Source organism: Beggiatoa leptomitoformis, from assembly GCF_001305575.3.
Lineage (GTDB): Bacteria > Pseudomonadota > Gammaproteobacteria > Beggiatoales > Beggiatoaceae > Beggiatoa > Beggiatoa leptomitoformis.
Genome location: NZ_CP012373.2, coordinates 1,202,224 through 1,225,411, shown reverse-complemented (window position 1 = coordinate 1,225,411; position 23,188 = coordinate 1,202,224). Strand labels below are relative to the sequence as shown.

Genomic DNA, 23,188 nt, shown 5'->3' with positions numbered 1-23,188 from the left:
GAAGGGATGGGGGAATTTGCCAAAAATAGTCATTTTATTTATGGAATGGGAACAGATTCAATAAGATGTTCAATTAACCCTTGCATCCCTTGTTCTTCCGATCCACTCATTAGGCGATGCCCAATAACGCCCCCTAAAACCGCTTGTACATCATCGGGTAATACATGATCACGCCCATGCATTAATGCCCATGCTTGCGCACTATGAACAAGGGTAAGTCCCGCACGGGGTGATAGTCCTAAACGATAACGGGCAGATTGGCGAGTGAATTCTAAAATAGCTTGTATGTAATCAATCAGTGCGTCAGAAATGTGTACCTGTGGCACGGCTTTTTGAAGGTCTAAAATATCTTGTATATCCAGTGCTGCGGGTAAATCGTCAATCATCTCACGGCGGTCACGCCCTTTTAATAATGCCCGTTCAGCCTCTTTATCAGGATAACCTAATTCTAAACGCATCATAAAACGGTCAAGCTGTGATTCAGGGAGGGGAAATGTACCGATTTGATGTAAGGGATTTTGAGTAGCGAGTACAAAAAAGGGAATCGGCAACGGATGTGTTTCCCCTTCTACGGTAACTTGTTGTTCTTCCATTGCTTCAAGTAAAGCACTTTGTGTTTTAGGGGTAGCACGGTTGACTTCATCTGCTAATAACATCTGGGTAAAAACAGGGCCAATATGAAATTGAAATTGTTCTGATTCTTTGTTGTAAATGGATACGCCAATAATATCGGCTGGTAATAAATCACTTGTAAATTGAATGCGTTGAAAATTTAATCCTAAACTTTTCGCCAAGACATGTGCCAGTGTGGTTTTACCAACACCCGGCACATCTTCTAATAAGACATGTCCTTTAGCCATTAAACAGGTTAGTACTAAGCGAATTTGTTGTTCTTTTCCTAAAATAATTTGGTTAATTTGTTGAATAACTTTGTCTAATAAAGATTGATAGTGTGCAACGGGTAAAGCAGTTTTCGGTGAGTTTGAAGTCATACAAGAAGCTCGTAGCAGTAATATGTGAAAAAACACGTTTTATGCAAAGATTTTTAAAGCATCATATAGAGTAAATAGGAATGAGAGGGGAAAATTAAAACACTTGTGTTGCGTTTTAGCCGATTATTTTTTGGGTTGTCTATACCGAACCCGTGTGGAATTTTCTAAAGCATTATCGTTTTAACTGGCACAAAATTTGTCTTCCCTTAGTTCATCAATAATACCGGTGAAAAATAGAAAGTCTTTTAGGAAGGTCAGCCCAGTTATCGCTATTTTTGAATTGATAACGCATGGCATCAAAGCAATATGACAATTGCTCACGCTGCATCGTTCAGACTATTTGAATAAGGACTCATTTTCTCTAATGCTGTTACTGTACCATTCATCTTTTATTTTTTACAAAATAATGACTTTGGTTATATTTCATTGCGTAACCTATACGGATACATTATTAAATGTCAATAATAAGGCTGCTCAACTAATGCGCCAAACAAATGGTTGCAATTTTTTATGTTCTATATCCAGTTATGAATAGAATTTAGAGAAAGAGTATTCCATCATTGTTTAGCACCACTAATAAAATATTGTTATTCTGCATAAAAATAGAATACCGTAATAAAACCACTTACTTTCCTATCCCCTGCTTTTAAAGAGGATGCTCTTAGTGTTACATAAGCATTATTTTTCTATCCTGCTATTGTGTTTGAGCTATACAAATATGCTTTACGCGGGTGACCTCAGTCTAAGTGAATCACAGCTAAAAGCCATGTACCTCTTCCGTTACAGTAGCTTTATAGAGTGGACAACTGAGGCACTGACGACAAACACCTTTAAAATCTGTGTTTTTGGTGAAAATCCATTTGGAAAATCGCTAGACTTAGCGGTTGCCAATGAAACAGTCAACGGATTACCCATTGAAGCCTTATATATCAATCAACAAAAAAATATACTCGGTTGTCATATTCTTTTTATTGCTAAATCAGAATCAGCCGAACTGGACAGTATTTTAACCCTTATTCAACATTCCCCCATTCTTACCGTTAGTGATATTAAAGATTTTATTCATTTAGGTGGTATGATTGAATTTTATATCCGCGATAACAAGGTCCGTTTTTTTATTAACCCCGACCTCTCAAAAGGGGTCGGTTTACGTATTGACGCAAATCTTTTACGCGTTGGGGATATAGTGACACCATAAGAAAAAACTAAATAATTCCCCTGTTTACAAATGCAATTGTAAAGATAAACCTATACTGAATACAGGGTTTTAGCGTATTTATCTGAAAATTTGGAGCGGGTCTTGAACTCTCGCTATAATTACGCGATAATGCGCGTTCAATATCGTTTTTGGAAAGGTGGCAGAGCGGTTGAATGCGACGGTCTTGAAAACCGTTGAAGGACTTAAAGCCTTCCGTGGGTTCGAATCCCACCCTTTCCGCCATTTGTTTCATCATTAAATCTCCTCACTTAGCACTTTTATCTATACCCCTCCTTTTTTAATACTTGGCTAATAACAACCTATCCCTTATACTTTTGACACAGTTTGTTTACGTCATTTGTTTCTTTACAGCCACATTTTGTGAATTCATCCGCAAAAAACGCTGAAAAAAGCATCATACTTAAAACTGTAGCAGATAAATCAATGTATTATAAGTCAGCAAAAGACTGGCATATATTCTGCTAATAATGACACACGGGAATAATGCTTATTTCCGAAAACGTTAATTTTGTAAACCCTACTGGAGGAATTTACTATGTGGACAAAACCTGCTTATACCGAAATGCGTTTTGGCTTTGAAGTAACCATGTATATTGCCAACCGTTAATAATCGTCTGTAACCGTGTATATCACCTGATATGCACGGATTCCCCGCTAGAAACACCCTTCTTTTTGCTGCAAGCAGCTCTCACAACATAGCAAACTCAACTTATGCGCATACACATTCTAGGCTCTGCTGCGGGTGGTGGTTTTCCACAATGGAATTGTAACTATAAGAATTCTAAAGGTGTACGAGAAGGAACACTACACGCAAAACCACGTACTCAATCCTCTATTGCGGTGAGTACCGATAATGAACACTGGGTATTATTCAATACCTCGCCTGATATTCGCGCACAACTCCTAAGCTTTCCTGACATTCAGCCAGCAAGAACATTAAGAGATACAGGGATTAGCGCGATTATTTTTGTTGACAGCCAAATAGACCACACAACGGGTTTATTAATGTTGCGCGAGGGAATGCCGTTAAACGTTTATTGTACCGATATGGTTTATCAGGATTTAACGACAGGATTTCCTATTTTTAATATGCTAACGCATTGGAATGGCGGCGTTAATCGCCATACTGTTCCGATTGATGAACAATCCTTTACTATTCCTGAGATTAACCATTTACGCTTTACCGCGATTGCCTTATCCAGTAAAGCTCCGCCTTACTCACCCCACCGTGACCAACCACATCTTGGTGATAATATTGGGGTTTATATTGAAGACTTGCAAACCCAGAAAAGCGTGTTTTATGCACCGGGACTGGGTGCGATTGAGGCGCATGTACTGCCTTATTTGCAAAAAACAGATTGTGTCTTGGTTGATGGAACATTTTGGCACGAAGACGAATTAATCCATACAGGGGTTGCTACAAAACGCGCGCGGGAAATTGGACATTTACCCCAATCGGGTGAAGATGGCATGATAGCCTTTTTAGATACCCTATCAAAACCCCGTAAGATTTTAATTCACATCAATAATACCAATCCAATTTTAATCGAAGACTCAGCAGAACGGGCGGAACTAACCGCACATCATATTGAAGTTGCTGAAGATGGGATGGATATTATTTTATAAGGCTAAGGCAAACTAACGGATACCACTGCTAATAAGGGGTGTTATCCGTACTGCTTTTATAATTGGTTTAACCCTATTATTCAGAAGACATTTTACGTCTAACTTGTTGATAAGCTTTAAAGGGTTGACGTTGATACTCACCCGACAATACATAATCGGCTAGCCATAAAAACGTTTGTGCATCTTCTGTTATGCCCATAAATCGATATAACGGCTCACCCTCTACGCTATAAAAAATGATAACAGGTGTACTGCGAACTCGATTTGTTGTTTGGCTAAACACCTTACTGCTGACAAGATTACCTTGAAAATCGGTTAGTTCTATATCGCCCAAAATATCAATCGGGAAAATTAAAAAGTGTTTTTTATAAAAAGCCTGTACGGTGGCTTGAGTAAAAATCGTTTCACGCATTCGCTTACAAAAAGGACAGCCATCCATCTCAAAAAACAGCATAATCCCTTGCTTTCCCTGTTTTTTAGCTGTTTCTAACTCTGCTTGCAAATCGCCAAAAGTCACATCAAAAAAGGCTTGGCTATCTACTTTTTTTGGTGGATTGCTCGCATAGCGGGCTTGTTTATAATCGGTGAAAGAATACTGTTGATACGCTTCCGTACTGATATATTCCCCTAACCAAAGAAATTCCTCAGGTTGTTGACTGATACCTTGAAAAGTATAAAGTAAATCCCCTTGTGGATTAAAAAATAGCGCAAGGGGTAACGGTTTATTTTCTATATTTAATTGTTTAGTAAGGATTTGTTGAGTGCTGGATTTTCCTGAAAAGTCAATTATTGCTGTTTGACTATCCGCATTCAGTAATACGCTCACGAAATGTTGCTGATAAAAATCAGTAACAGTTTTTTCTGGAAAAACAATAGCCTGCATATAGTTACACAGCGGACAATGGGCAGCAGATTCAATAAAGAGAAATACCCCTTTTTTCTGAGTGGTTTGTACCGTTTTTAAGGCATTTACCAATGAAGGCTCATCCTGAAAAAACAGGGATTCAGCCATACTTGCTGCACTACATAACCATAAAAACACACTCAGAAAAATGATTTTCACAATATGTTCCTTATTAAAATTTCGCCTGTTGTTTTTTTACCGCAACTAACTCTTCCGACGCACTAACGGCTTGCCCTAACGTGGTTATTCCACGCGCGATAAGTAAGTCTAACAGGCGCAAAAAAACTTCAGCGGTTGCCAACGCATCACCAATGGCAGTGTGCCGCCCGCTAATATCCACACCTAAGCGTTCCGCAATACTGTCTAAGTAATGATTTTCTGTATGTGGATGGAGATAGCCCGAAATTAATAAAGTATCCAACACGGGATTAGTAAACCGAATGCCTGTCGAGCTTTCTTTCATACTCAAAAATTTCATATCAAACGCGACATTATGTCCGACCAAAACGGCATCACCCGCAAACGTTTTAAACTTAGGTAACACACTTTGAATTGTGGGTTTATCTTTAACCATTTCATCGGTGATACCATGAAAACGAATGGAGGCTTTAGGAATGGATTTATTGGGATTGACTAGATATTGAAAGGCTTCTCCGCTCAAAATCCGTCCGTTAACCACACGCACGCCTGCAATTGAAATAATTTCGTCCCCTTCAGAAGGTCTTAAACCGGTTGTTTCTGTATCAAAAACAACAAATTCTAATGAAGATAATGGACGGTCTGCCATATCGCCCAGTAAATTTTCAGGCAATTGAAAGTCATAAAACTCAGGGCGAGGCGCAAGGGTTTCTCGCGGTTGTTCCCATTGACGACGAGAAGCTGGTAATGGCAACCGTAACAGTGCGGCTTGTTGAAGACGATGCGGTTGACTCCACAAATCGCTATCATGAATATTAAGAATTTCGCGTACCGTTTTCGCACCCATTGCATTCGGAAGGGTTTCTCGCGTCCATACATCCAATACGGTGTCAGAAACGGGTTGTCCTTGCCAAATAATATCCAGATACACGCGTCGATTACCCATTAGCGGTTCTATCGTGATTTCTTTAACATCCAGATAATCAACAATTTTATTCACTAAGTGTGTGAGTAATAGAATTAAGGCATAACCATCTACATGTAACCATAGTGGTGTGCCAATCGGTGTTAAGATAATCCGTTTACTTTTATCTAATTTATTGATAATACAGTTTATTATATCGTCAGAATAGACATCGGCCATAGACCATTGATTACTGGCAAGTACTTGAGATTCTTTAGCGATATTTTCTAAATAATGGCTAAGTCGAGTACTTTCTTGAACAATGATATTGTAAAACGCATGGCGGGTGATTTGCTCCATGTTGGTATGGTTCGTTAGTGTTTCCGCCGCTGCGCGTAAATTGGCGAGGGGACTACGGTAGTCATCAATCAGGTGTTGTAATTGGTGTTCGCGTTGTTGTAATGACTCTAAACGGTGCGTAACGTCGTTAAAAGCCAAGACAAAGCCTGTTTCTGTTCCTTGTTCAATAGAACGGGCTAGGCGACAATGATATAGGCTATTCGTATCTTGTGCGCTACAGACAAATTCACCTTCTTGTTTTGTGTGTTTATCACGACTGGTGCGTAACCGTAACATTTCTAAGGTATGTTCTACAGGCGCGCGGGCGAACAGTTCATAAATAGAACGCCCCAAACCAAGGGCTGCATGATTGCCTAAAATATGCAGTGCAGCAGGATTATAAAGCACGACACGTCCTTGATTATCACAGACAATGACACCGCTGTCTAAATCGCGCAAAATAGTTTCTAAACGCAATTTTTGCGTTTCCATTTTGATAGCACTGCTTGCAACCGTTTGTGCTAGTTCCATGCGGGTTTTGTGATGCCTATCTCCTAATGCTTGCACGACTTTAGCAAGGTCAGTCAGCAGGTGAAAACGATTTAATTCCAGTTTATGCGAAGGGTTACTATGTAGCATAATTTCTATGCCACGAATAATCCATTGCAAGGGAAAAAAAAGTTTATTATCCAAAGACATCCACACAATTGCCAACACTGAAAAACTGGCAAATCCACCAACGGCTAAAAAGCCTTCAAAGGCATTACGTTGGTCAGTATCAACAATTTTATCGAGCAATAAGAACCAGCCACCCACAAAAATTGCTAGATTAACGCTGATAGCGGCGAAAAAACCTAACCAAAATTGAGTTCTCGCGCTCATACTACCGCCAATAGTTCTTTAACTTTATCAACAACTTCTTGGGTGGCGAATGGTTTTGTAATATATTCGTCTGCCCCTAATGCAAGTCCTTTTTCTCGTTCAATATCACGCCCTTTTGCGGTCAACATGACGATACGAATTGTTTTCCAAGCAGGATTTGCGCGAATAATTTCACAGACTTGATAGCCACTTTTTTTTGGCATGTTGACATCAAGGAGGATTAAATCAGGTGGGGCGGTTTCTACCGCTTTTAAGGCTTCGTCACCATCTCTTGCAGTACGAACGCTGTAATTCGCCTGTTTCATGAGAAATTCTAGTGACAATAAAATATTAGGTTCATCATCAACAACTAACACGGTTTTGCTCATTGTTCCATTCTCCTTTGGATGGGGGGCATGAAGTGTGGTTTTTTAGAAATATCCATGCGATTTTCATTGCTATAATAGCGAATCGTCATGGCTCATGCTACCAATGTACAGTGTAATCCTCAGTCTAAAATCATGCGACTCAATTTGTAGGCAAGTAGGAATTTGGGTAATGACGTAGTAAGGATAAGTCTTTTTTAAACAAAGATAGTGCTAAATCAATCAGAATTTGTCGTAGGAAACATGCAATAAAGCGGTTGATAATGTGAGAAAAGATAGGACATTGCGCATTAATGTTTGGGCGTTTGCTATGTCATGAGCATAAAAAAGCAGAATTGAGGGAATTTGTCTTGATAATGGATTAAATCCTCCTCAACTCGCCTTTTTCAAACGGCTTTTTTCTATAGGTGTTATTCCACCCCAGAATTATTTATCGCTATTCGTGAACTAGGATGATATGTAATCGTCTTGGACCATGCGCCCCAAGCTGGATAGTTTGTTCAATATCGGCTGTACGAGAAGGGCCTGTAATAAAGTTGACCGTGCGCGGTATTGCTTTATTTGTGTGACGTAATTTTTCCCAAACAGATTCAATATGGGGAAGTAAATCGGCACGAGATAAAATAACAATATGGACATCGGGTAAGAAATTTAGGGTTGTTGGACTTTCAGGACTTGATAACATCACTATGCTGCCTGTTTCCGCAACACCTGCAAAAGCATGGGTTACACTGACTAAATCGTCAATTTGGGCTGAACGATACGCAACAGTCAACGCAGATGACCACGCTAATTCTTTTAAATGGCGGTCCATCACAACGCTTGTTGGTAGTTGTTGCGTGTGTAAATAGCGCATAAGACAAGCAGGTACATCGCTCAACTGTTCTACCTGTTCACACGTTCCCGCTACTTTTTCTACTTGGTAAATAAACTTATCTAACAAAGACAAATTTAATGCAGGTTGTTCATGTATCGTATGCTGTTGTAATCGCGCTTCTAAATGTTGACGGGTTAGCTCGTTAACGGATTCTTGCCGTCCTAGTGATTGGCGAATTTGATTAAAAATAGTCTGGCGTGTGTCTGTCATTTGTTTAACCCCTTATTTAAGCGTTTCCACTGTGCCATAAATGTTTCCCCTTGTGGGGCGGGCATATCGCGTGTCGCTGTCCATGCAGAGGCAAAAGGTAAATGGCTAAAATAACCGCGTTTTTTGCCTAACCATCCTAATAACCGTGCTTTTGTTGCCGTGCTTAGTTGATACAAAACGGGATGTTTGGCAAAAAATACCCACAGTTGCAATGCCCAGCGGGTGCGACCATGAACTAATCCTTGTTTAAACTGACGAATGCGGTGGTGGCGTAACATAGTGGGTAAAGGAATGCTCATTGGGCAGACTTGTTGACAGCGTCCATTCAGCGTGCAGGCATTGGGTAAATCCCCCGCTTCTTGCAAACCCAGCATAATGGGGGTTAAAACCGACCCCATAGGTCCGGGATAAACCCAACCATAAGCATGACCGCCAATAGAACCATAAACAGGACAATGGTTTAAACACGCACCACATCGAATACAGCGCAACATGTCATGAAATTCATTGCCCAACATGCGTGAGCGTCCGTTGTCTAATAACACTACATGAAATTCAGAAACACCACTTAAATCACCCGTTTGTTTTATACCCGTTGTCAAGGTGGTGTAGGCCGTCATTTCTTGCCCTGTAGCACTACGACCTAGCAAACGAATGATAGTTGTCATGTCTTCTAGGGTTGGGATAACCTTATCAATACTAGCAGTGACAATATGCACACGCGGTAAGCAATTGGTTAAATCCCCATTCCCCTCATTCGTTACAATGACCGTAGAGCCTGTTTCTGCGACAAGAAAATTTGCACCAGTAATACCCACATCTGCCGCAAGGTATTTTTTCCGCAAGACTTGACGGGCTTCATTTACTAACGCAGCACGCTCAGTTTGCTTTTCAGTTAAACCATACTGTTGGTGATGTTGATGAAATAACTCGGTAATTTGTTCACGGGTTTTATGCACGGCAGGCGCGATGATATGGCTAGGCGGTTCTTTGGCAAGTTGAATAATATATTCACCCAAATCCGTTTCTACGACTTCAAAATGATTCGCTTCTAGGGCTTCATTAATGGCGATTTCTTCACCAATCATGGATTTACCCTTAGTAATCACTTTGGCATTGGCTTGTTGACAGAGCTTAACAATGATAGTGCGTGCTGTTTCGGCGGTATCTGCCCAATGCACTTGTCCACCACTGGCAATAACTTGTTTTTCAAACTGTTCTAGGTAAAAATCTAAATGGCTTAAGGTATGCTCCTTAATCTCTTTTGCCCGTGTGCGCAAGGCTTCAAATTCTGGTAGGGCTTGCACGGCATTACGCCGTTTATCGATAAATCCTGTTTTGGCGTTTGCCATTGCCTTTTGCAATTGAACATCTTGTAAGGCAACGGTAGCTCGCTGTTTAAAATCATGAGATTGGGATTGCATTGTAGAAGGACTCCTCGATCCAATCTAGTTGCTTGTCTAAATCAATGACGGACACTAGAAGCGGTTATTCTAACTAGGTTAATTATCTGATGAACTGTACAAACGGACCAATGCGGCTAATTTATCCATATCGAACTGTTGGGCTAATAGCTTAACTTTATCCCTAAAATCGCTAAACTGCGTATCTTGTTTGGCTAACTCGTCCACATAAGTTAAAACCGCACGCACTTTGCCACATTTGACATAGTCCAACAAACGATTTATTTGCTCTGTTTGTAAGATGCACGTAATCGGGGCTTGTTGTCGGGGCTTTTCTGCATAAATCCACTGTACACCCAGATGTTCTTGTAACAACCTAAATAAGCTATCTAATTGAATTGGCTTGGCAAGAAAGGCAGAGCAACCAAGCGTGAGATAATCAGACTGCTGTTTAGCAATACTGGCAGACATGGCGATAATAACCATACTGTGTAATAATGGCTCTTGACGAATATTCTTTATTAATTCAACACCATTCATAATAGGCATACGTAAATCGGTTAATAATGCATCAGGTGTCTGTGTTGCTAACAAAGACAGTGCTGCTTGCCCATTATCTGCCTCCAAAACAGTAAAACCGATATCGCGTAATATCATGGTTAGAAACGACCGATTTTCAAGGACATTATCAACAACTAATAAGGTAGGTGGCTGTCCTACGATACCAATAATCGTTGTTGATTCGGTCGCTGTTTCCGTGCGTATGGTTTGTTGCTGCACAATAGGTAAGGGAATATCAAACCAAAAACGGCTACCACTCATTAACGTACTGATAACTTTTAATTGTCCGCCCATTTTTTCTACTAAGCGGTAGCTAATCGCGAGTCCTAACCCCGTTCCTTCTACCTCTACCAATAAATCACCAACTTGTTGAAATGGCTTGAATAGTGTTGCTAAATCCTTTTCTGCAATTCCACGTCCTGTATCCTGTACAGCAAATTGAACACCTATATCTGATTGAATAACGCTAAAAACAACCTCACCTCGTTGGGTAAACTTTACCGCGTTACTCAGTAAATTTAAGATGATTTGGCGGAGGCGTTTTTCATCGACGTAAACAACATCAGGCAAATTTGTTCCCAATTCAATCCGTAAAATAATATTTTTCTGTTGCGCCTGCATCTGTAATAATTCAACGGTTTCATACAAAAAAGGTAATAAAATTACATTTTTTGGTATTAACTCCAGCCTATCCGCTTCAATTTTTGATAAATCAAGAACATCATTGATAAGGTTTAATAAATGTTGACCACTTCGGTTAATAATACCTATGCTTTCTCTTTGCTTATCGGTTAGTGATTTATCCCGATTTAATAACTGTGTATAACCTAAAATGCCATTTAGGGGAGTACGTAATTCATGACTCATATTTGCTAAAAAGGCACTCTTTGCTAAATTTGCACGTTCTGCCTGCTCTTTGCTTTGTTTTAATTCTAGCTCAATATGCTTTGCTTCAGTAATATCTTGTACAATCCCAATAAATATTTTCTCACCATTAATTTCAACAACACTGAGACCCAAATGTAAAGGAAACGTTGAACCATCTTTGCGCCTACCAAAAACATCCCGTCCTATGCCAATGATACGGGCTTCATTTGTTTGTAAATATCGACGTAAATATCCATCATGTGCTTCTTTATAAGGTTCAGGCATAAGACAATTAATATTTTTCCCTAAAACATCTGCTTCAGAATAGGCAAAGATTTTTTCGGCAGATTTATTAAAGGAATCAATAATACCTGCTGTATTGATGGTAATAATGCCATTTAAAACGTTATCCATAATGGCTTTTTGTCGTACCGCTAATGCAGAAAAGTGTATTTCAGATTGTTCAAGCGATTCAGCAATTTCTTTATAACATTGTTCACTATATTGTAAAGCAATAAGTGTTTGTTCAACTTTGCGTAATGTTGGGTAAAATAAATACTTTGCTAACCAAATTAAAATACTCAAATTGATAAAAATTAATAAACTATTAATTAATTGTAATTGGTGTGATTGCTTGACTAAATTATCTGAATATGTTCTTGTAATTAAATCCATTTTATCTATAAACTTGGGTGTATTATCTAATATTGTCCACATTAATACATCTGCTCTTGGTGGAAATGCTCCCTCAACACTATTTTGCCTAAATAAAGCTAAAAAAGTTAAACTAGACTGATAAATTAATTGATAACTATCCTCTATTTCAATAAAGTATTGTTGAATTTCTGGACTATTTAAACTAGAAAACAACTCTTTAATATCATCGCCATATTTAAGCCTTTTATGTACTTCTGACCATTCTTTCAGCGAATAACGCAATTGAGCCAAATAATATTGACGTTTCTCATCAGTAGGAGAAACTTTCACCGCCAACATAGATTTATTAATTTTTTCTACTAACATGCGTTGTCGTCCAGCAATATTAATGAGTTGTAGACGGTTAAAGTGATAATCTACCCGATAAATAAGAAATTGTTCTAGCATGAATAATAAGGTAACAAAACTCAGTGCAATAAGATAAATCCTATATAAACGACGAGTATTGAAAGTTGTAATTGTCATGCAACAATCTCCAGTGAACATTTTTCCATACAGCTATCATAAAACAAATATATTCAATATATTATATTGCAAGTGGTCTGAATCAAGCATCACGAATTTTTCAAATATTTGTGAGTCCTAATTCAGACACTTTTGGTATTTATCCTGTTTATTTTAGCAGTTCCAAAAAAGCTGTTTCATCAATAACCATAACACCTAATGCTTGGGCTTTATCCAATTTACTGCCTGCATTATCACCTGCAACAACATAATCGGTTTTTTTCGATACGCTACCGCTCACTTTTGCACCCAATTTTAACAATGTTTCACTGGCTTCTTCCCGACTCATTTGAGTTAAAGTCCCTGTTAAAACAAATGTTTTTCCTGCTAACCCATGAGTAACTGTTGGCGGGCTAGTTGTTGCAAGGGGGGGCGTAACCGTCCAGTGAATACCTGCTTGTAATAATTGGGTAATAACTTGTTGATTATGTGGTTGACGAAAAAAATGGTAAATGTGTTGTGCGACTACTTCGCCAACATCTGGCACTTTTTGTAATTCGGCTTCGCTTGCTTGTTGAATAGGCAATAAATCCCCAAAAAAACTAGACAAAGTTCGTGCCGTATTTTCGCCTGCGTTGCGAATCCCTAATGCATACAGAAAACGGGCTAAGGTGGTCTGCTTACTCTCTGTTAAAGCATTGATAATATTATCCGCAGATTTTTTTCCCATCCGTTCTAATGTTGCCAGTTGTTCGCTGGTAAGACTGTATAAATCCGCAGGACTTTTTATTAAATTGGCATCAACAAGCTGTTCTACTAATTTTTCTCCCAATCCATCAATATTCATGGCTTTACGCGATGCAAAGTGTTGAATAGCTTGCTTACGTTGCGCAGGACAATTTAAGCTGCCTTCACAACGCGCAACAGCTTCATCCGCCAGTCGCACAACGGCTGACCCACACACAGGGCATTGTGTAGGTAATATAAATGCTTGTGTGTTAGCAGGTCGTTTTTCTAGCACGGTTGCAACAACTTCAGGAATCACATCCCCCGCACGGCGAACAATTACGGTGTCACCAACACGAATATCTTTACGGTCGATTTCATCTTGGTTGTGCAAGGTTGCATTTGTCACTGTAACACCGCCAACAGCAACGGGTGCAAGCCGTGCAACGGGCGTGAGTGAGCCTGTGCGCCCGACTTGTACATCGATGGCTAACACTTCGGTCATCACTTCTTGCGCAGGCATTTTATGTGCTAACGCCCAACGGGGTGCGCGGGATACAAAACCCATAATTTCCCGTAGTTTAGTGCTATTAACTTTATAAACCACGCCGTCAATATCAAAAGGCATTTTCGCGCGCTGTTTATGCAAGTTTTCGTAATAATTCCAACATCCTTTTGCTGTTTGTACCACTTGAAAATAGGCAGAGGTAGGCAAGCCCCAGCGTTTTAAGCAGTCAACTATATCGCTATAGTTATCAGGGAGTTCTCCCCCTTCCACAATACCCGTGCCATAACAGGTCATGCTTAGTGGACGGCTGGCAGTTATACGGGGGTCTAATTGGCGCAAACTTCCCGCAGCGGCATTACGCGGATTGGCAAATACCCGTTCACCTTTTTGTTGTTGCTGTTGGTTGTAAGCATGAAACTGGGCAAGCGGCATATAAACTTCGCCACGTACTTCTAAATAGTCGGGATAGTCATTACCTTGTAAGCGTAAGGGAATAATTTTAATGGTGCGTATGTTGTGGGTAACATCTTCTCCTTGTGTGCCATCGCCGCGAGTGGCAGCGGCAACTAATGAACCTTTTTCATAATGTAAACTGATAGCGAGCCCGTCTATTTTTGGCTCTGCGGTATATTCAATCTCATTGAGGTTTAATTTTTCCCGAATACGACGGTCAAAATCGTTTAATTCTTCTTCACTAAATGCGTTATTCAACGATAACATGGGTTGACGATGAATAAATTCAGCAAACTCACTTAAGGCTTGCCCGCCAACCCGTTGGGTGGGGGAATCGGGGGTGATTAATTCAGGATATTGGGTTTCTAAGCCTTCTAGTTCACGCATCAAGCGGTCATATTCGCTATCGGGAATGGTTGGTGCGTCTAAAACATAATAGTTATAACTATGTTTATCTAATTGTTGGCGTAAATCAGTGGCTTGCTTTTGAATCGTGGACGGAACGCTCATGATATTAGCGACCCTAGTTTGAGAGTAATTGGATAAAATGATGAAAAGTGGCAGTTTTATTGCCACTCTATGGGACATCCAAACGGTGTATTATTTGCTTGCTGGTGGGGTAGGGGCGCGTAAAATCATCGGTTGGAAAAAACTAGGATTACCGTCATCATCGGCAACGGCCACCAAATTACCATGTGGAATATAGCCTTCTGTAATTTTGGTATTGATTTGATTGACCATTAAATTAACCGATTTCGTAATCCCCACGCTACTGCTATCCATGATTACGATATATCTTTGTTTTGGCGTTTTTTCTGCCATCGTTGCAACCTCTTTTTTCATCAGGGGAAATAAAGCAAAACAAACTGTATTATAGATGATTTCACTTTGCAGACACTACTTTGGGGATACTCCCATTAGATTAAATAACTTATTCAGTGAGCATTGAATTATGACGGCTTATATTATTCGTCGTTTATTATTAATAATCCCGACGTTACTGGGAATTATGGTGATTAATTTTTTTATCATTCAAACCGCTCCGGGTGGGCCTGTTGAGCGAACGATTTCACAATTAGAAGGCACATTGCGCAGTTCTACCGCCCGATTTGGGGGGGGGGTACAAAGCGATACGATACAAAACAGTTCTATTACTGTGAGTACCTCAGAAACGACAAATAGTAAGTATCGAGGTGCACAAGGTTTACCGCCTTATATTATTAAAGAAATTGAACAGATGTATCATTTTGATCAGCCCATTTATACGCGCTTTTTTCAAATGTTGGGTAGTTATTTAGTGTTTGATTTCGGAAGTAGTTTTTATCGAGACCAGTCTGTCATTAGTTTAATTTTAGAAAAAATGCCCGTTTCAATTTCTTTGGGATTATGGACGACTTTATTGGTTTATTTGATTTCCATTCCTTTGGGGATTGCAAAAGCTGTGCGCGATGGAACTGCATTTGATGTGTGGACAAGTGGCGTAATCATCTTAGGTTATGCAATTCCGAGTTTTTTATTTGCGGTGTTATTAATTGTCTTGTTTGCTGGGGGTTCATTTTTTGACTGGTTTCCGTTAAAGGGCTTAACTTCAGAAAATTGGTCTGAATTGGGTGTTTTTGACAAAATAACGGATTATTTGTGGCATATTACTTTGCCTGTATTAGCCATGTTAATCGGTGGATTCGCAGGGTTGACGATGCTCACAAAAAATTCGTTTTTAGATGAAATTAACAAACAATATGTGATGACTGCACGGGCAAAAGGTTTAACGGAATGGCGCGTGTTATATGGGCATGTGTTTCGTAATGCGATGTTAATTGTCATCGCAGGCTTTCCGAGTGCTTTTATTGGAATTTTGTTTACAGGGTCTTTGTTGATTGAAATGGTTTTTTCATTGGATGGCTTGGGTTTATTGGGTTATGAAGCAACGATAAATCGTGATTATCCAATTATGTTTGGTTCATTGTATATGTTTACTTTATTGGGTTTATTGTTAAATTTAATCGGCGATTTGATGTATATCTTGATAGACCCGCGAATTGATTTTGAAAAGCGGGAAAATTAGCGTCTAGTATCATAATGATATTATTGTGAAATTAGTGATAATGCTTACAACATCGCTTGGCGTTTAATGCTAATAATGGTTAGGATGATTGGTTGTTTAAGGTAATATAGGGATTTATCTTTTAACCTTGTAGTGCTACGTACATGATTAACTTTGTAGTCAATGATTTAGCTAAGGCTAATATTACAGATGCCCGCTTTTTTAGCATTGGCGGTGGTGAGTCTCCAAGTTTAACCATCGCTACCCTAGCATTGCGATGCAATGTCCACCTTTAAACATGCTACAATTAACGCACATCACTACATTATATTAGGAAAAATAAGATGTTAATCAAACAATCTTTAATGCCTTCCCTATTCATTAGTGTTTTATTTGTTAGCCCTTTCTCTGTCTGTATTGCCGATGAGGCAAAAACCAGCACCGTTACACCTGAACAAGTTGTACAAGCGATAGAAAAAACATTCGGGGTTACTCAAGGGGAACGCCGTAATCATACAAAAGGGGTTTGTGCTGTGGGGGAGTTTGTGGGAATCCCTGCTGTTGCCGAGCCTTATTCGCGTTCTGCGCTGTTTTCAGGCGAGAAAATTCCTGTTGTTGCTCGCTTTTCTTTAGCAGGGGGTAATCCTCATGCACCCGATACTGCAAAAAGCCCTCGCGGAATGGCGTTGGAATTTAAATTGCCAGCGGGTGGCTTACAACACATGACCATGTTAAATACGCCCATTTTTGGCGCAGCACAACCGCAAACTTTTTTTGATGCTATTCAAGCGGCTCAACCTGACCCTACTACGGGCAAACCTGATCCTGAAAAAATCAAGGCGTTTAAAGCCAGTCATCCTGATAGTGCCGCTCAAGGGGCTTTTTTAGCCAGCCATAACCCGCCAAGCAGTTATGCAAATAGCTCTTTTTGGGGAATTCATACCTTTAAATTTATCAACAAAGCCGATAAAACAACGCTAGTCCGTTGGCAATTTGTTCCCAAAGCAGGGGAAAAACCTTTGTCGGATGATATGTTAAAGTCCGCACCGACAGATTTTTTAGAACAAACCTTAATTGAGCAGGTCAAACAAGCACCTGCACACTGGAATATGATTGTTACCATAGGTGTAGCGGGTGATGTTGAAGACAACCCGAGTATTGCATGGCCTGATGAACGGGAAAAAATCAATGTAGGGACATTGACCATTACCAACGCGATGCCACAAAAAGGCGCGGATTGTGAAAAAGTCAATTATGACCCCTTAGTTATGAGCGATGGTATTGCCGCCAGTAATGACCCCATTTTGCGCTTCCGCTCACCTGCCTATGCTATTTCTTTTGCTAAACGGCTCAGTAATCAGTAAATCTTTTCTTATATAAGTAACAAATCATAGAGATAAGGGTAAGGCTATCTCTATGATAAAAATAGGAGAACCCGTTTATCTTCAAGCTGAAAAACGCATCAAACATGCCTTTCTTGAATAAATGCACGCATTTTGTCATGCACGCTTAAACCCACTTGCAAGGCAATATCCAATAATTTGCCATATTCGCTGGTTTCCTTATTCACTTGTAACGCATGTAAAGTGCTTAAATCACAGTGAAACTGTTCTGGATTAAACGTAGGATTTTCACGGAGAATTTTTTCTGTCGTTAATGCACGGACTAATTCAACGCGAATAATAGTCAAGGCTTCTAAAATGGCATCACGTTCACTTAAATTAACAGGATTACCCGCTGCTTGTAATTGGTCTAATACGTAGATATTTTTGATAGTATTATTAAAGTTATCCACTTCTTGTAATAAAGCGAATAAATGTCTATACCGTTTTTGGCGATGTTGTTGTCGATAAAAAAATATCGCTCCAATCCCAATCAGTGTCAGAATTACCATTATAAAAGTGGCTAAAGCCACATTATTATCCAGCACTACAAAACAGCTACTGGTTAAAACGAGGCTTATCCCCGCGAAAACACCAAAAAATGTTAATTCTTTATTTTGCTGAAGGTAATGTAAGGATTTAACCCCTGTTAATTCTTGTAACATATTATCGTTTAACGATAAATTTTGTAAATTTCCTGATGATTCAATTTGGGGTGGTGGTGATGATGAGGTAGTAACACTAAAAAGATAACGAAAAAAACCAAGCGCGAAGAAAACCGCTAAACTCACCGCCCCAAAAAATAAAACGAATTCTAAAAAAACACGCCAAAACATAATATTTCTTCTATTCGTTGTAGTAGCACATATTCGTCCCATGAATACCATATCGTATAGGATGGGCGAAACCAGACAGCGTATAAACTCCAAATATTATAACCAATAAGCCTATCCCTCGTCTGACGGCAATGTGACGGGTTAGCCGATTTAACCATGCAGTTGTCGCGCCCATCGTGAGTAACATCGGCAATGTGCCAAGTCCAAAAGCGAGCATCAATAAACTGCCTTCCCACGCGCTACCAGAGGCTAAGGCTATCATTAACGCCGTGTAAACCAATCCACAGGGCAACCATCCCCAAATAATGCCTAATCCTAATGCTTGTAGCGGGTTTTTAACAGGTAGGAAATAGCGACTAAAGGGTTGTATTTTTCGCCACAGTTTCGCTCCTTGTTTTTCTAACAGGCTTAAAAATTGCCACCAACCCCCCAGATACAAACCTAAAATAATCATGAAAATACCAGAAATTGCCATACCTATTAAATGCGGTTGTGGCAAAATTTCGGTAAATTGTCCCCCTAAGAAACCAACCAACGCGCCCGATAACATGTAACTACTTAAACGACCTAAATTATAGGTGAGTAAATAGGGAAAAAGACGTAATGGAGATTGATGTGTTGTTGCGGGTAAACCCATGGTTAGCGCGCCAACAATACCGCCACACATGCCAACACAATGCACAGAGCCAAGTAAACCAGTTAAAAAAGCAGATAAACCATAAAGTTCTAACATAACATCGTAATCCGTTAGGCGGGATAAATTTATGACAGGATGTACAAAATAGGGGATTTTGTAAACGGGTGTTCTCAAGACAGTCTGAATCAGGATTAACAGAATTATTGGCGTTAAATTCGGTCAATTTTATACGGTTTAATTCAGTCCATTTTACTCTGTTGTTAATACGGGTTTAATCGTATCCCATACATTATCTAACAATTTTCCCTGCACGTCGGCAATAGGATGAATGCCATCCGCTTGTATCATCTCAGGATTACCCGCAACACCTTCTAAGAAAAAAGGCACAAATACTAATTTATAAGTTGTTGCTAAGGTTTGAAAAACCGCTTCAAAGCGTTGTGTATAAGCTTCGCCATAATTAGGCGGGATTTTCATGCCAAATAAGATAACGCTTGCACCTGCCGCTTGGCTTTTTTCTATCATTATGCGTAAATTTTCGCGCATTTCTTTTAAATTTAAGCCTCGTAATCCGTCATTTCCGCCTAACTCCAGAATGATCACACGGGGTTTATGCGTGTCTAACAAGGCGGATAATCGCGCCCGTCCACCGCTGGTTGTGTCACCGCTAATACTTGCATTAATAACTTGCCATTGTTGGTATTTATCACTGGTTTCTAGCCGATTTTTTAATAAATAAACCCAGCCCTGTTCAGGGTTAATGCCATAGCCCGCGCTTAAACTATCGCCGACAACCAATAATACGGGGGTTTTTGCCTGTACAAATCCCCCCCATAATAGGAGTACGAGACAAAACAATAGGTTTTTTAACATGATGATAGATTCCTCAAATATAGTTGTGAAAGCAGAACAAGTGAGTAAACAAGTCAATGCACCCGAGGGGATTTTGACCTTGTTAAGTGCGGTTGATTTACACATTCAACAAGGGGAAGCCGTTGCCATTGTGGGCGCGTCAGGGTCTGGTAAATCAACCCTGTTGGGATTATTGGCTGGTTTAGACAACCCCAGCACGGGGGAAGTGGTTTTATTAGGAACACCTTTAAATCAAATGGATGAAGACGGACGCGCCCAATTGCGTGCGGGTAAAGTGGGTTTTGTATTTCAGTCTTTCCATTTGTTGCAAGGATTAACGGCTTTAGAAAACGTAATGTTGCCTTTAGAGTTAGCAGGTGATACCCGCGCTAAAACCAGTGCGATAAATTTACTAGAACAAGTGGGGTTAACGCATCGTTTACACCATACCCCGCAACAGCTATCGGGGGGAGAGCAACAGCGCGTTGCTGTCGCGCGGGCATTTGCAGGACAACCGCAAATCTTATTTGCTGATGAACCCACGGGTAATCTTGACCAAGCAACAGGGCAACGCATTATTGAATTGTTGTTTAAATTGCGTGCAGAACAAGGCACTGCATTGGTATTAGTCACCCATGATACTGAACTCGCAAACCAATGTGACCGCCGTTATACCTTAGATAGCGGTAAAATTGTGCAAGATGCGCCCCGCCAACATTAGGAGTTTTTATATGCAAGCCTTGAAATTGGCACTCCGCAGCCTGCCCCGTGATTGGCGCACGACTGAATTACGCATTCTTGCCCTCGCGCTATTAGTTGCCGTGACTGCCGTTACTTCCGTTGGCTTTTTTACTGACCGTGTTTATCAAGTGATGGCAAACCAAGCAGCGGACATGTTAGGCGCGGATGTGCGCGTTAATTCTGAGTCTGCCTTACCTGATACTTATCAAGACGCTGCCCATCAGCAACAGTTAAAAACGGCAACTGTCCTTAGTTTTCCCACGGTTATTGTTCAAGAAGAAGATACTGTGCTGGTCTCACTGAAAGCGGTGAGTGCGGGCTACCCTTTGCGCGGAGAATTACGTATTGCAGATAACGCATTTGATACCGATAGAGTTGCTCAGGATATACCTGCACGTGGCAAAGTTTGGATTGATGCGCGTTTACTGGCGCAATTAAACCTAAAAATGGGCGACAGTCTGCCTTTAGGGCATTCAAGCTTTAGTATTGAAAAAGTGGTGACTTATGAACCCGACCGCTCAGGTTTATTTCTCCAACTTGCGCCACGTGTTTTACTGAATATTGCCGATGTTGCTGATACAGGGCTTATTGGTGTTGGCAGTCGGGTTAATTATCAATTATTGATAGCGGGTGAGGCGAATGCTGTTGCAAACTATCGCGCATGGCTTACACCACAATTAAAAGACAACCAGATGATAAAAGGGGTTGAAGATAATAACCCACAATTTAACATTGCCTTACGTCGTTCTGAACAGTTTTTAGGATTAGCTGCGTTGGTTGCCGTTATTTTAGCAGGGGCAGCAATAGCCGTTGCGGCGCGTCATTTTGCAGATAAACAAGCAGATACCAGTGCTATTATGCGTTGTTTGGGTGCGTCACAACGGTTGATTATGCATATTTATTTATGGCGAATGTTCAGTTTAGGCTTACTTGCCAGTGGTTTAGGCTGTTTAATGGGGTGGTTAGCTCAAACAGTACTAGCCACATTATTGGCAAGTTTTGTACCCAGTAGTGCAGGCTTACCCACTGCCAGCTTAAACCCGCTATTTATGGGGGTTGCCGTTGGATTTATTACCCTTTTTGGTTTCGCCCTTCCGCCGATTTTACGCATTCACGCCGTTCCGCCGTTGCGCGTGTTACGTCACGAACTTAACGCGACACCGCCACGTGTTCGCCAAGTATTAGGATTAGCCAGTGTCGCTATGATTAGTCTGTTACTTTGGCAAGCAGGGGATATAAAAATGGCAGGTTGGCTAATTGCAGGTGTCTTGCTGACCCTCGTGTTACTGAGTGGTGTTGCTTACGGTTTAGTCTATAGCTTGCGTGGATTGCGGGATAATGTTGGGATGACATGGCGATTTGGACTGAGCAATTTAACCCGCCGTTTGCAAGCCAGTAGTATTCAATTAACTGCTTTTGGCTTGGGAATTATGGCATTGCTCTTACTAGCCGTCGTTCGGGTAGATTTGCTTAATGCTTGGCAACAGAATTTACCTGAAGGTACGCCAAATTATTTCATCGTCAATATTCAACCTGACCAAGTTGAACCGCTAAAAGCCCATTTAGATGCACAACATCTTAGTACTAGCGGTATTTATCCAATGGCTGTTGGACGCTTTGTAGCGATTAATGGGAATCCTGTGGTTGCTGAAAATTATGAAAGTGACCGCGCCCGCCGTTTTGCAGAACGTACATTTAACTTATCCAGCGCGGCAACCTTGCCTAAAGATAATGAAATCATCGACGGGGTTTTCAAACACGATAGTGCGACTAAAGAATTATCTGTCGAGGAAGATTTTGCCAAAGATATGGGCGTAAAGTTGGGTGATGTTTTGCGTTTTAGTGTTGGGGGGCAAGAGATAGAGGCAACAGTTACCAGTTTACGACGGGTAAAATGGGATACCTTTAATGTTAATTTTTTTGTGTTGGGCAGTCCTGACACGACAGAAACGTTAGCACACACTTATGTGACCAGTTTTTATTTATCGTCTGAACGAAGCCACTTAATCCCTGAATTAGCAAAATTATTTAATGGCGTAACGGTATTTGATTTAAACGTCATTATGCAACAAGTACGTATCTTAATGGACAGGGCTGTATTGGGCATTCAATACGTATTTCTCTTTACGTTATTGTCAGGCATTATGGTTTTATATGCTGCTTTGTCAGCAACTTATGAAGAGCGTTTATATGAAAGTGCGATATTGCGAACATTGGGTGCAACGCGCCGTCAAATTTTAATGGGTTTACTCTCTGAATTCAGTATATTAGGGGGATTAGCAGGATTATTAGCGGCTAGTGTTGCAAGCCTTATCGGTTGGATTTTAGCGGTACAAATTTTTGAGCTACCTTACAGTTTTAATCCTATTTTATGGTTAATTGGGATTATTGGCGGGGCGTTAGGCGTGGGACTTGCGGGATTATTGGGAACACGAACTGTATTGCATAAACCACCATTGATGACGTTGCGACAAGTTTGATTGTCTGAACCGCAATTCGCATAATTAACATAATTATCTTAATTAATACAAAAAGATAAAAATAATTGTCTTTAAATTGTG

The 23,188-nt window shown here is 40.3% G+C and carries 20 protein-coding genes and 1 tRNA gene; 9 read left to right on the top strand and 12 right to left on the bottom strand.

Annotated features, from left to right (window positions below):
* Positions 1-38: 38 nt before the first annotated feature.
* The gene (locus AL038_RS05085) at positions 39-992 is read right to left on the bottom strand and encodes an AAA family ATPase (RefSeq protein WP_062149934.1); all 954 of its coding nucleotides are present in this window, start codon (positions 990-992) and stop codon (positions 39-41) included.
* Positions 993-1,656: 664 nt separating this feature from the next.
* On the opposite strand from AL038_RS05085, the gene AL038_RS05080 reads away from it, so the two are divergent.
* From AL038_RS05080 to pqqB, 4 genes are all read left to right on the top strand, one after another.
* Positions 1,657-2,190 carry a YfiR family protein gene (locus AL038_RS05080; RefSeq protein ID WP_062149931.1) on the top strand — a complete coding sequence of 178 codons (534 nt, stop codon included), beginning with the start codon at positions 1,657-1,659 and terminating at the stop codon, positions 2,188-2,190.
* A gap of 151 nt (positions 2,191-2,341) precedes the next feature.
* Positions 2,342-2,433 (top strand) — tRNA-Ser (locus tag AL038_RS05075).
* 313 nt (positions 2,434-2,746) lie between these two features.
* Positions 2,747-2,818, top strand: coding sequence for a pyrroloquinoline quinone precursor peptide PqqA (gene pqqA / locus AL038_RS18750; RefSeq protein WP_083991600.1), 72 nt, complete (start codon positions 2,747-2,749; stop codon positions 2,816-2,818).
* Positions 2,819-2,922: 104 nt separating this feature from the next.
* Entirely contained in the window at positions 2,923-3,837 is a 915-nt protein-coding gene (pqqB, locus tag AL038_RS05065) for a pyrroloquinoline quinone biosynthesis protein PqqB (RefSeq protein ID WP_062149928.1), read from the top strand.
* Between the two features lie 76 nt (positions 3,838-3,913).
* On the opposite strand, the gene AL038_RS05060 is transcribed toward pqqB, so the two are convergent.
* The 8 genes from AL038_RS05060 to AL038_RS05025 all read right to left on the bottom strand — a co-directional run bounded on the left by AL038_RS05060 (position 3,914) and on the right by AL038_RS05025 (position 14,957).
* A complete protein-coding gene (locus AL038_RS05060) occupies positions 3,914-4,900 on the bottom strand; it encodes a thioredoxin family protein (RefSeq protein ID WP_062149925.1) in 987 nt (328 codons plus the stop codon).
* A gap of 13 nt (positions 4,901-4,913) precedes the next feature.
* Positions 4,914-7,004: an exonuclease domain-containing protein gene (locus AL038_RS05055; protein WP_062149922.1), complete on the bottom strand. Its 2,091-nt coding sequence runs from the start codon at positions 7,002-7,004 to the stop codon at positions 4,914-4,916.
* A complete protein-coding gene (locus AL038_RS05050; RefSeq protein WP_062149919.1) occupies positions 7,001-7,372 on the bottom strand; it encodes a response regulator transcription factor in 372 nt (123 codons plus the stop codon). Before AL038_RS05050 ends, AL038_RS05055 begins: the two co-directional genes overlap by 4 nt.
* 433 nt (positions 7,373-7,805) lie before the next feature.
* Entirely contained in the window at positions 7,806-8,456 is a 651-nt protein-coding gene (locus AL038_RS05045; protein WP_062149916.1) for a LutC/YkgG family protein, read from the bottom strand.
* Positions 8,453-9,880, bottom strand: coding sequence for a LutB/LldF family L-lactate oxidation iron-sulfur protein (locus AL038_RS05040; protein WP_062149914.1), 1,428 nt, complete (start codon positions 9,878-9,880; stop codon positions 8,453-8,455). The genes AL038_RS05045 and AL038_RS05040 overlap by 4 nt, the downstream gene beginning before the upstream one ends.
* Positions 9,881-9,958: 78 nt before the next feature.
* A complete protein-coding gene (locus AL038_RS05035) occupies positions 9,959-12,469 on the bottom strand; it encodes a PAS domain S-box protein (protein WP_062149911.1) in 2,511 nt (836 codons plus the stop codon).
* Between the two features lie 148 nt (positions 12,470-12,617).
* Positions 12,618-14,645 (bottom strand): NAD-dependent DNA ligase LigA, encoded by a 2,028-nt coding sequence (gene ligA / locus AL038_RS05030; RefSeq protein WP_062149908.1) that lies wholly within the window; start codon positions 14,643-14,645, stop codon positions 12,618-12,620.
* A gap of 90 nt (positions 14,646-14,735) precedes the next feature.
* Positions 14,736-14,957: a hypothetical protein gene (locus AL038_RS05025; protein ID WP_062149905.1), complete on the bottom strand. Its 222-nt coding sequence runs from the start codon at positions 14,955-14,957 to the stop codon at positions 14,736-14,738.
* A gap of 130 nt (positions 14,958-15,087) precedes the next feature.
* On the opposite strand from AL038_RS05025, the gene AL038_RS05020 reads away from it, so the two are divergent.
* The 3 genes from AL038_RS05020 to AL038_RS05015 all read left to right on the top strand — a co-directional run bounded on the left by AL038_RS05020 (position 15,088) and on the right by AL038_RS05015 (position 17,543).
* A complete protein-coding gene (locus AL038_RS05020; RefSeq protein WP_101539090.1) occupies positions 15,088-16,200 on the top strand; it encodes a microcin C ABC transporter permease YejB in 1,113 nt (370 codons plus the stop codon).
* A 143-nt stretch (positions 16,201-16,343) separates the two neighbouring features.
* Positions 16,344-16,475, top strand: coding sequence for a hypothetical protein (locus tag AL038_RS18745; protein WP_272898038.1), 132 nt, complete (start codon positions 16,344-16,346; stop codon positions 16,473-16,475).
* A 48-nt stretch (positions 16,476-16,523) separates the two neighbouring features.
* Positions 16,524-17,543, top strand: coding sequence for a catalase family peroxidase (locus tag AL038_RS05015; RefSeq protein ID WP_062149902.1), 1,020 nt, complete (start codon positions 16,524-16,526; stop codon positions 17,541-17,543).
* 98 nt (positions 17,544-17,641) lie between these two features.
* Here the strand turns inward: AL038_RS05015 and AL038_RS05010 are convergent, their stop codons facing one another.
* The 3 genes from AL038_RS05010 to AL038_RS05000 form a co-directional block, all read right to left on the bottom strand.
* The gene (locus AL038_RS05010; protein WP_062149899.1) at positions 17,642-18,397 is read right to left on the bottom strand and encodes a hypothetical protein; all 756 of its coding nucleotides are present in this window, start codon (positions 18,395-18,397) and stop codon (positions 17,642-17,644) included.
* 10 nt (positions 18,398-18,407) lie between these two features.
* Entirely contained in the window at positions 18,408-19,130 is a 723-nt protein-coding gene (locus AL038_RS05005; RefSeq protein WP_062149896.1) for a sulfite exporter TauE/SafE family protein, read from the bottom strand.
* 153 nt (positions 19,131-19,283) lie between these two features.
* Positions 19,284-19,907 (bottom strand): arylesterase, encoded by a 624-nt coding sequence (locus AL038_RS05000; protein ID WP_062149893.1) that lies wholly within the window; start codon positions 19,905-19,907, stop codon positions 19,284-19,286.
* Between AL038_RS05000 and AL038_RS04995 the strand changes: the two genes are divergently transcribed.
* Both AL038_RS04995 and AL038_RS04990 read left to right on the top strand, forming a co-directional pair.
* Positions 19,906-20,607, top strand: a complete 702-nt coding sequence (locus AL038_RS04995; protein WP_062149890.1) for an ABC transporter ATP-binding protein — start codon at positions 19,906-19,908, stop codon at positions 20,605-20,607. The genes AL038_RS05000 and AL038_RS04995 overlap by 2 nt on opposite strands.
* A gap of 10 nt (positions 20,608-20,617) precedes the next feature.
* On the top strand, positions 20,618-23,107 hold the full coding sequence (locus AL038_RS04990) for an ABC transporter permease (protein WP_062149887.1): 2,490 nt from the start codon (positions 20,618-20,620) through the stop codon (positions 23,105-23,107).
* The last annotated feature ends 81 nt before the right edge of the window (positions 23,108-23,188 follow it).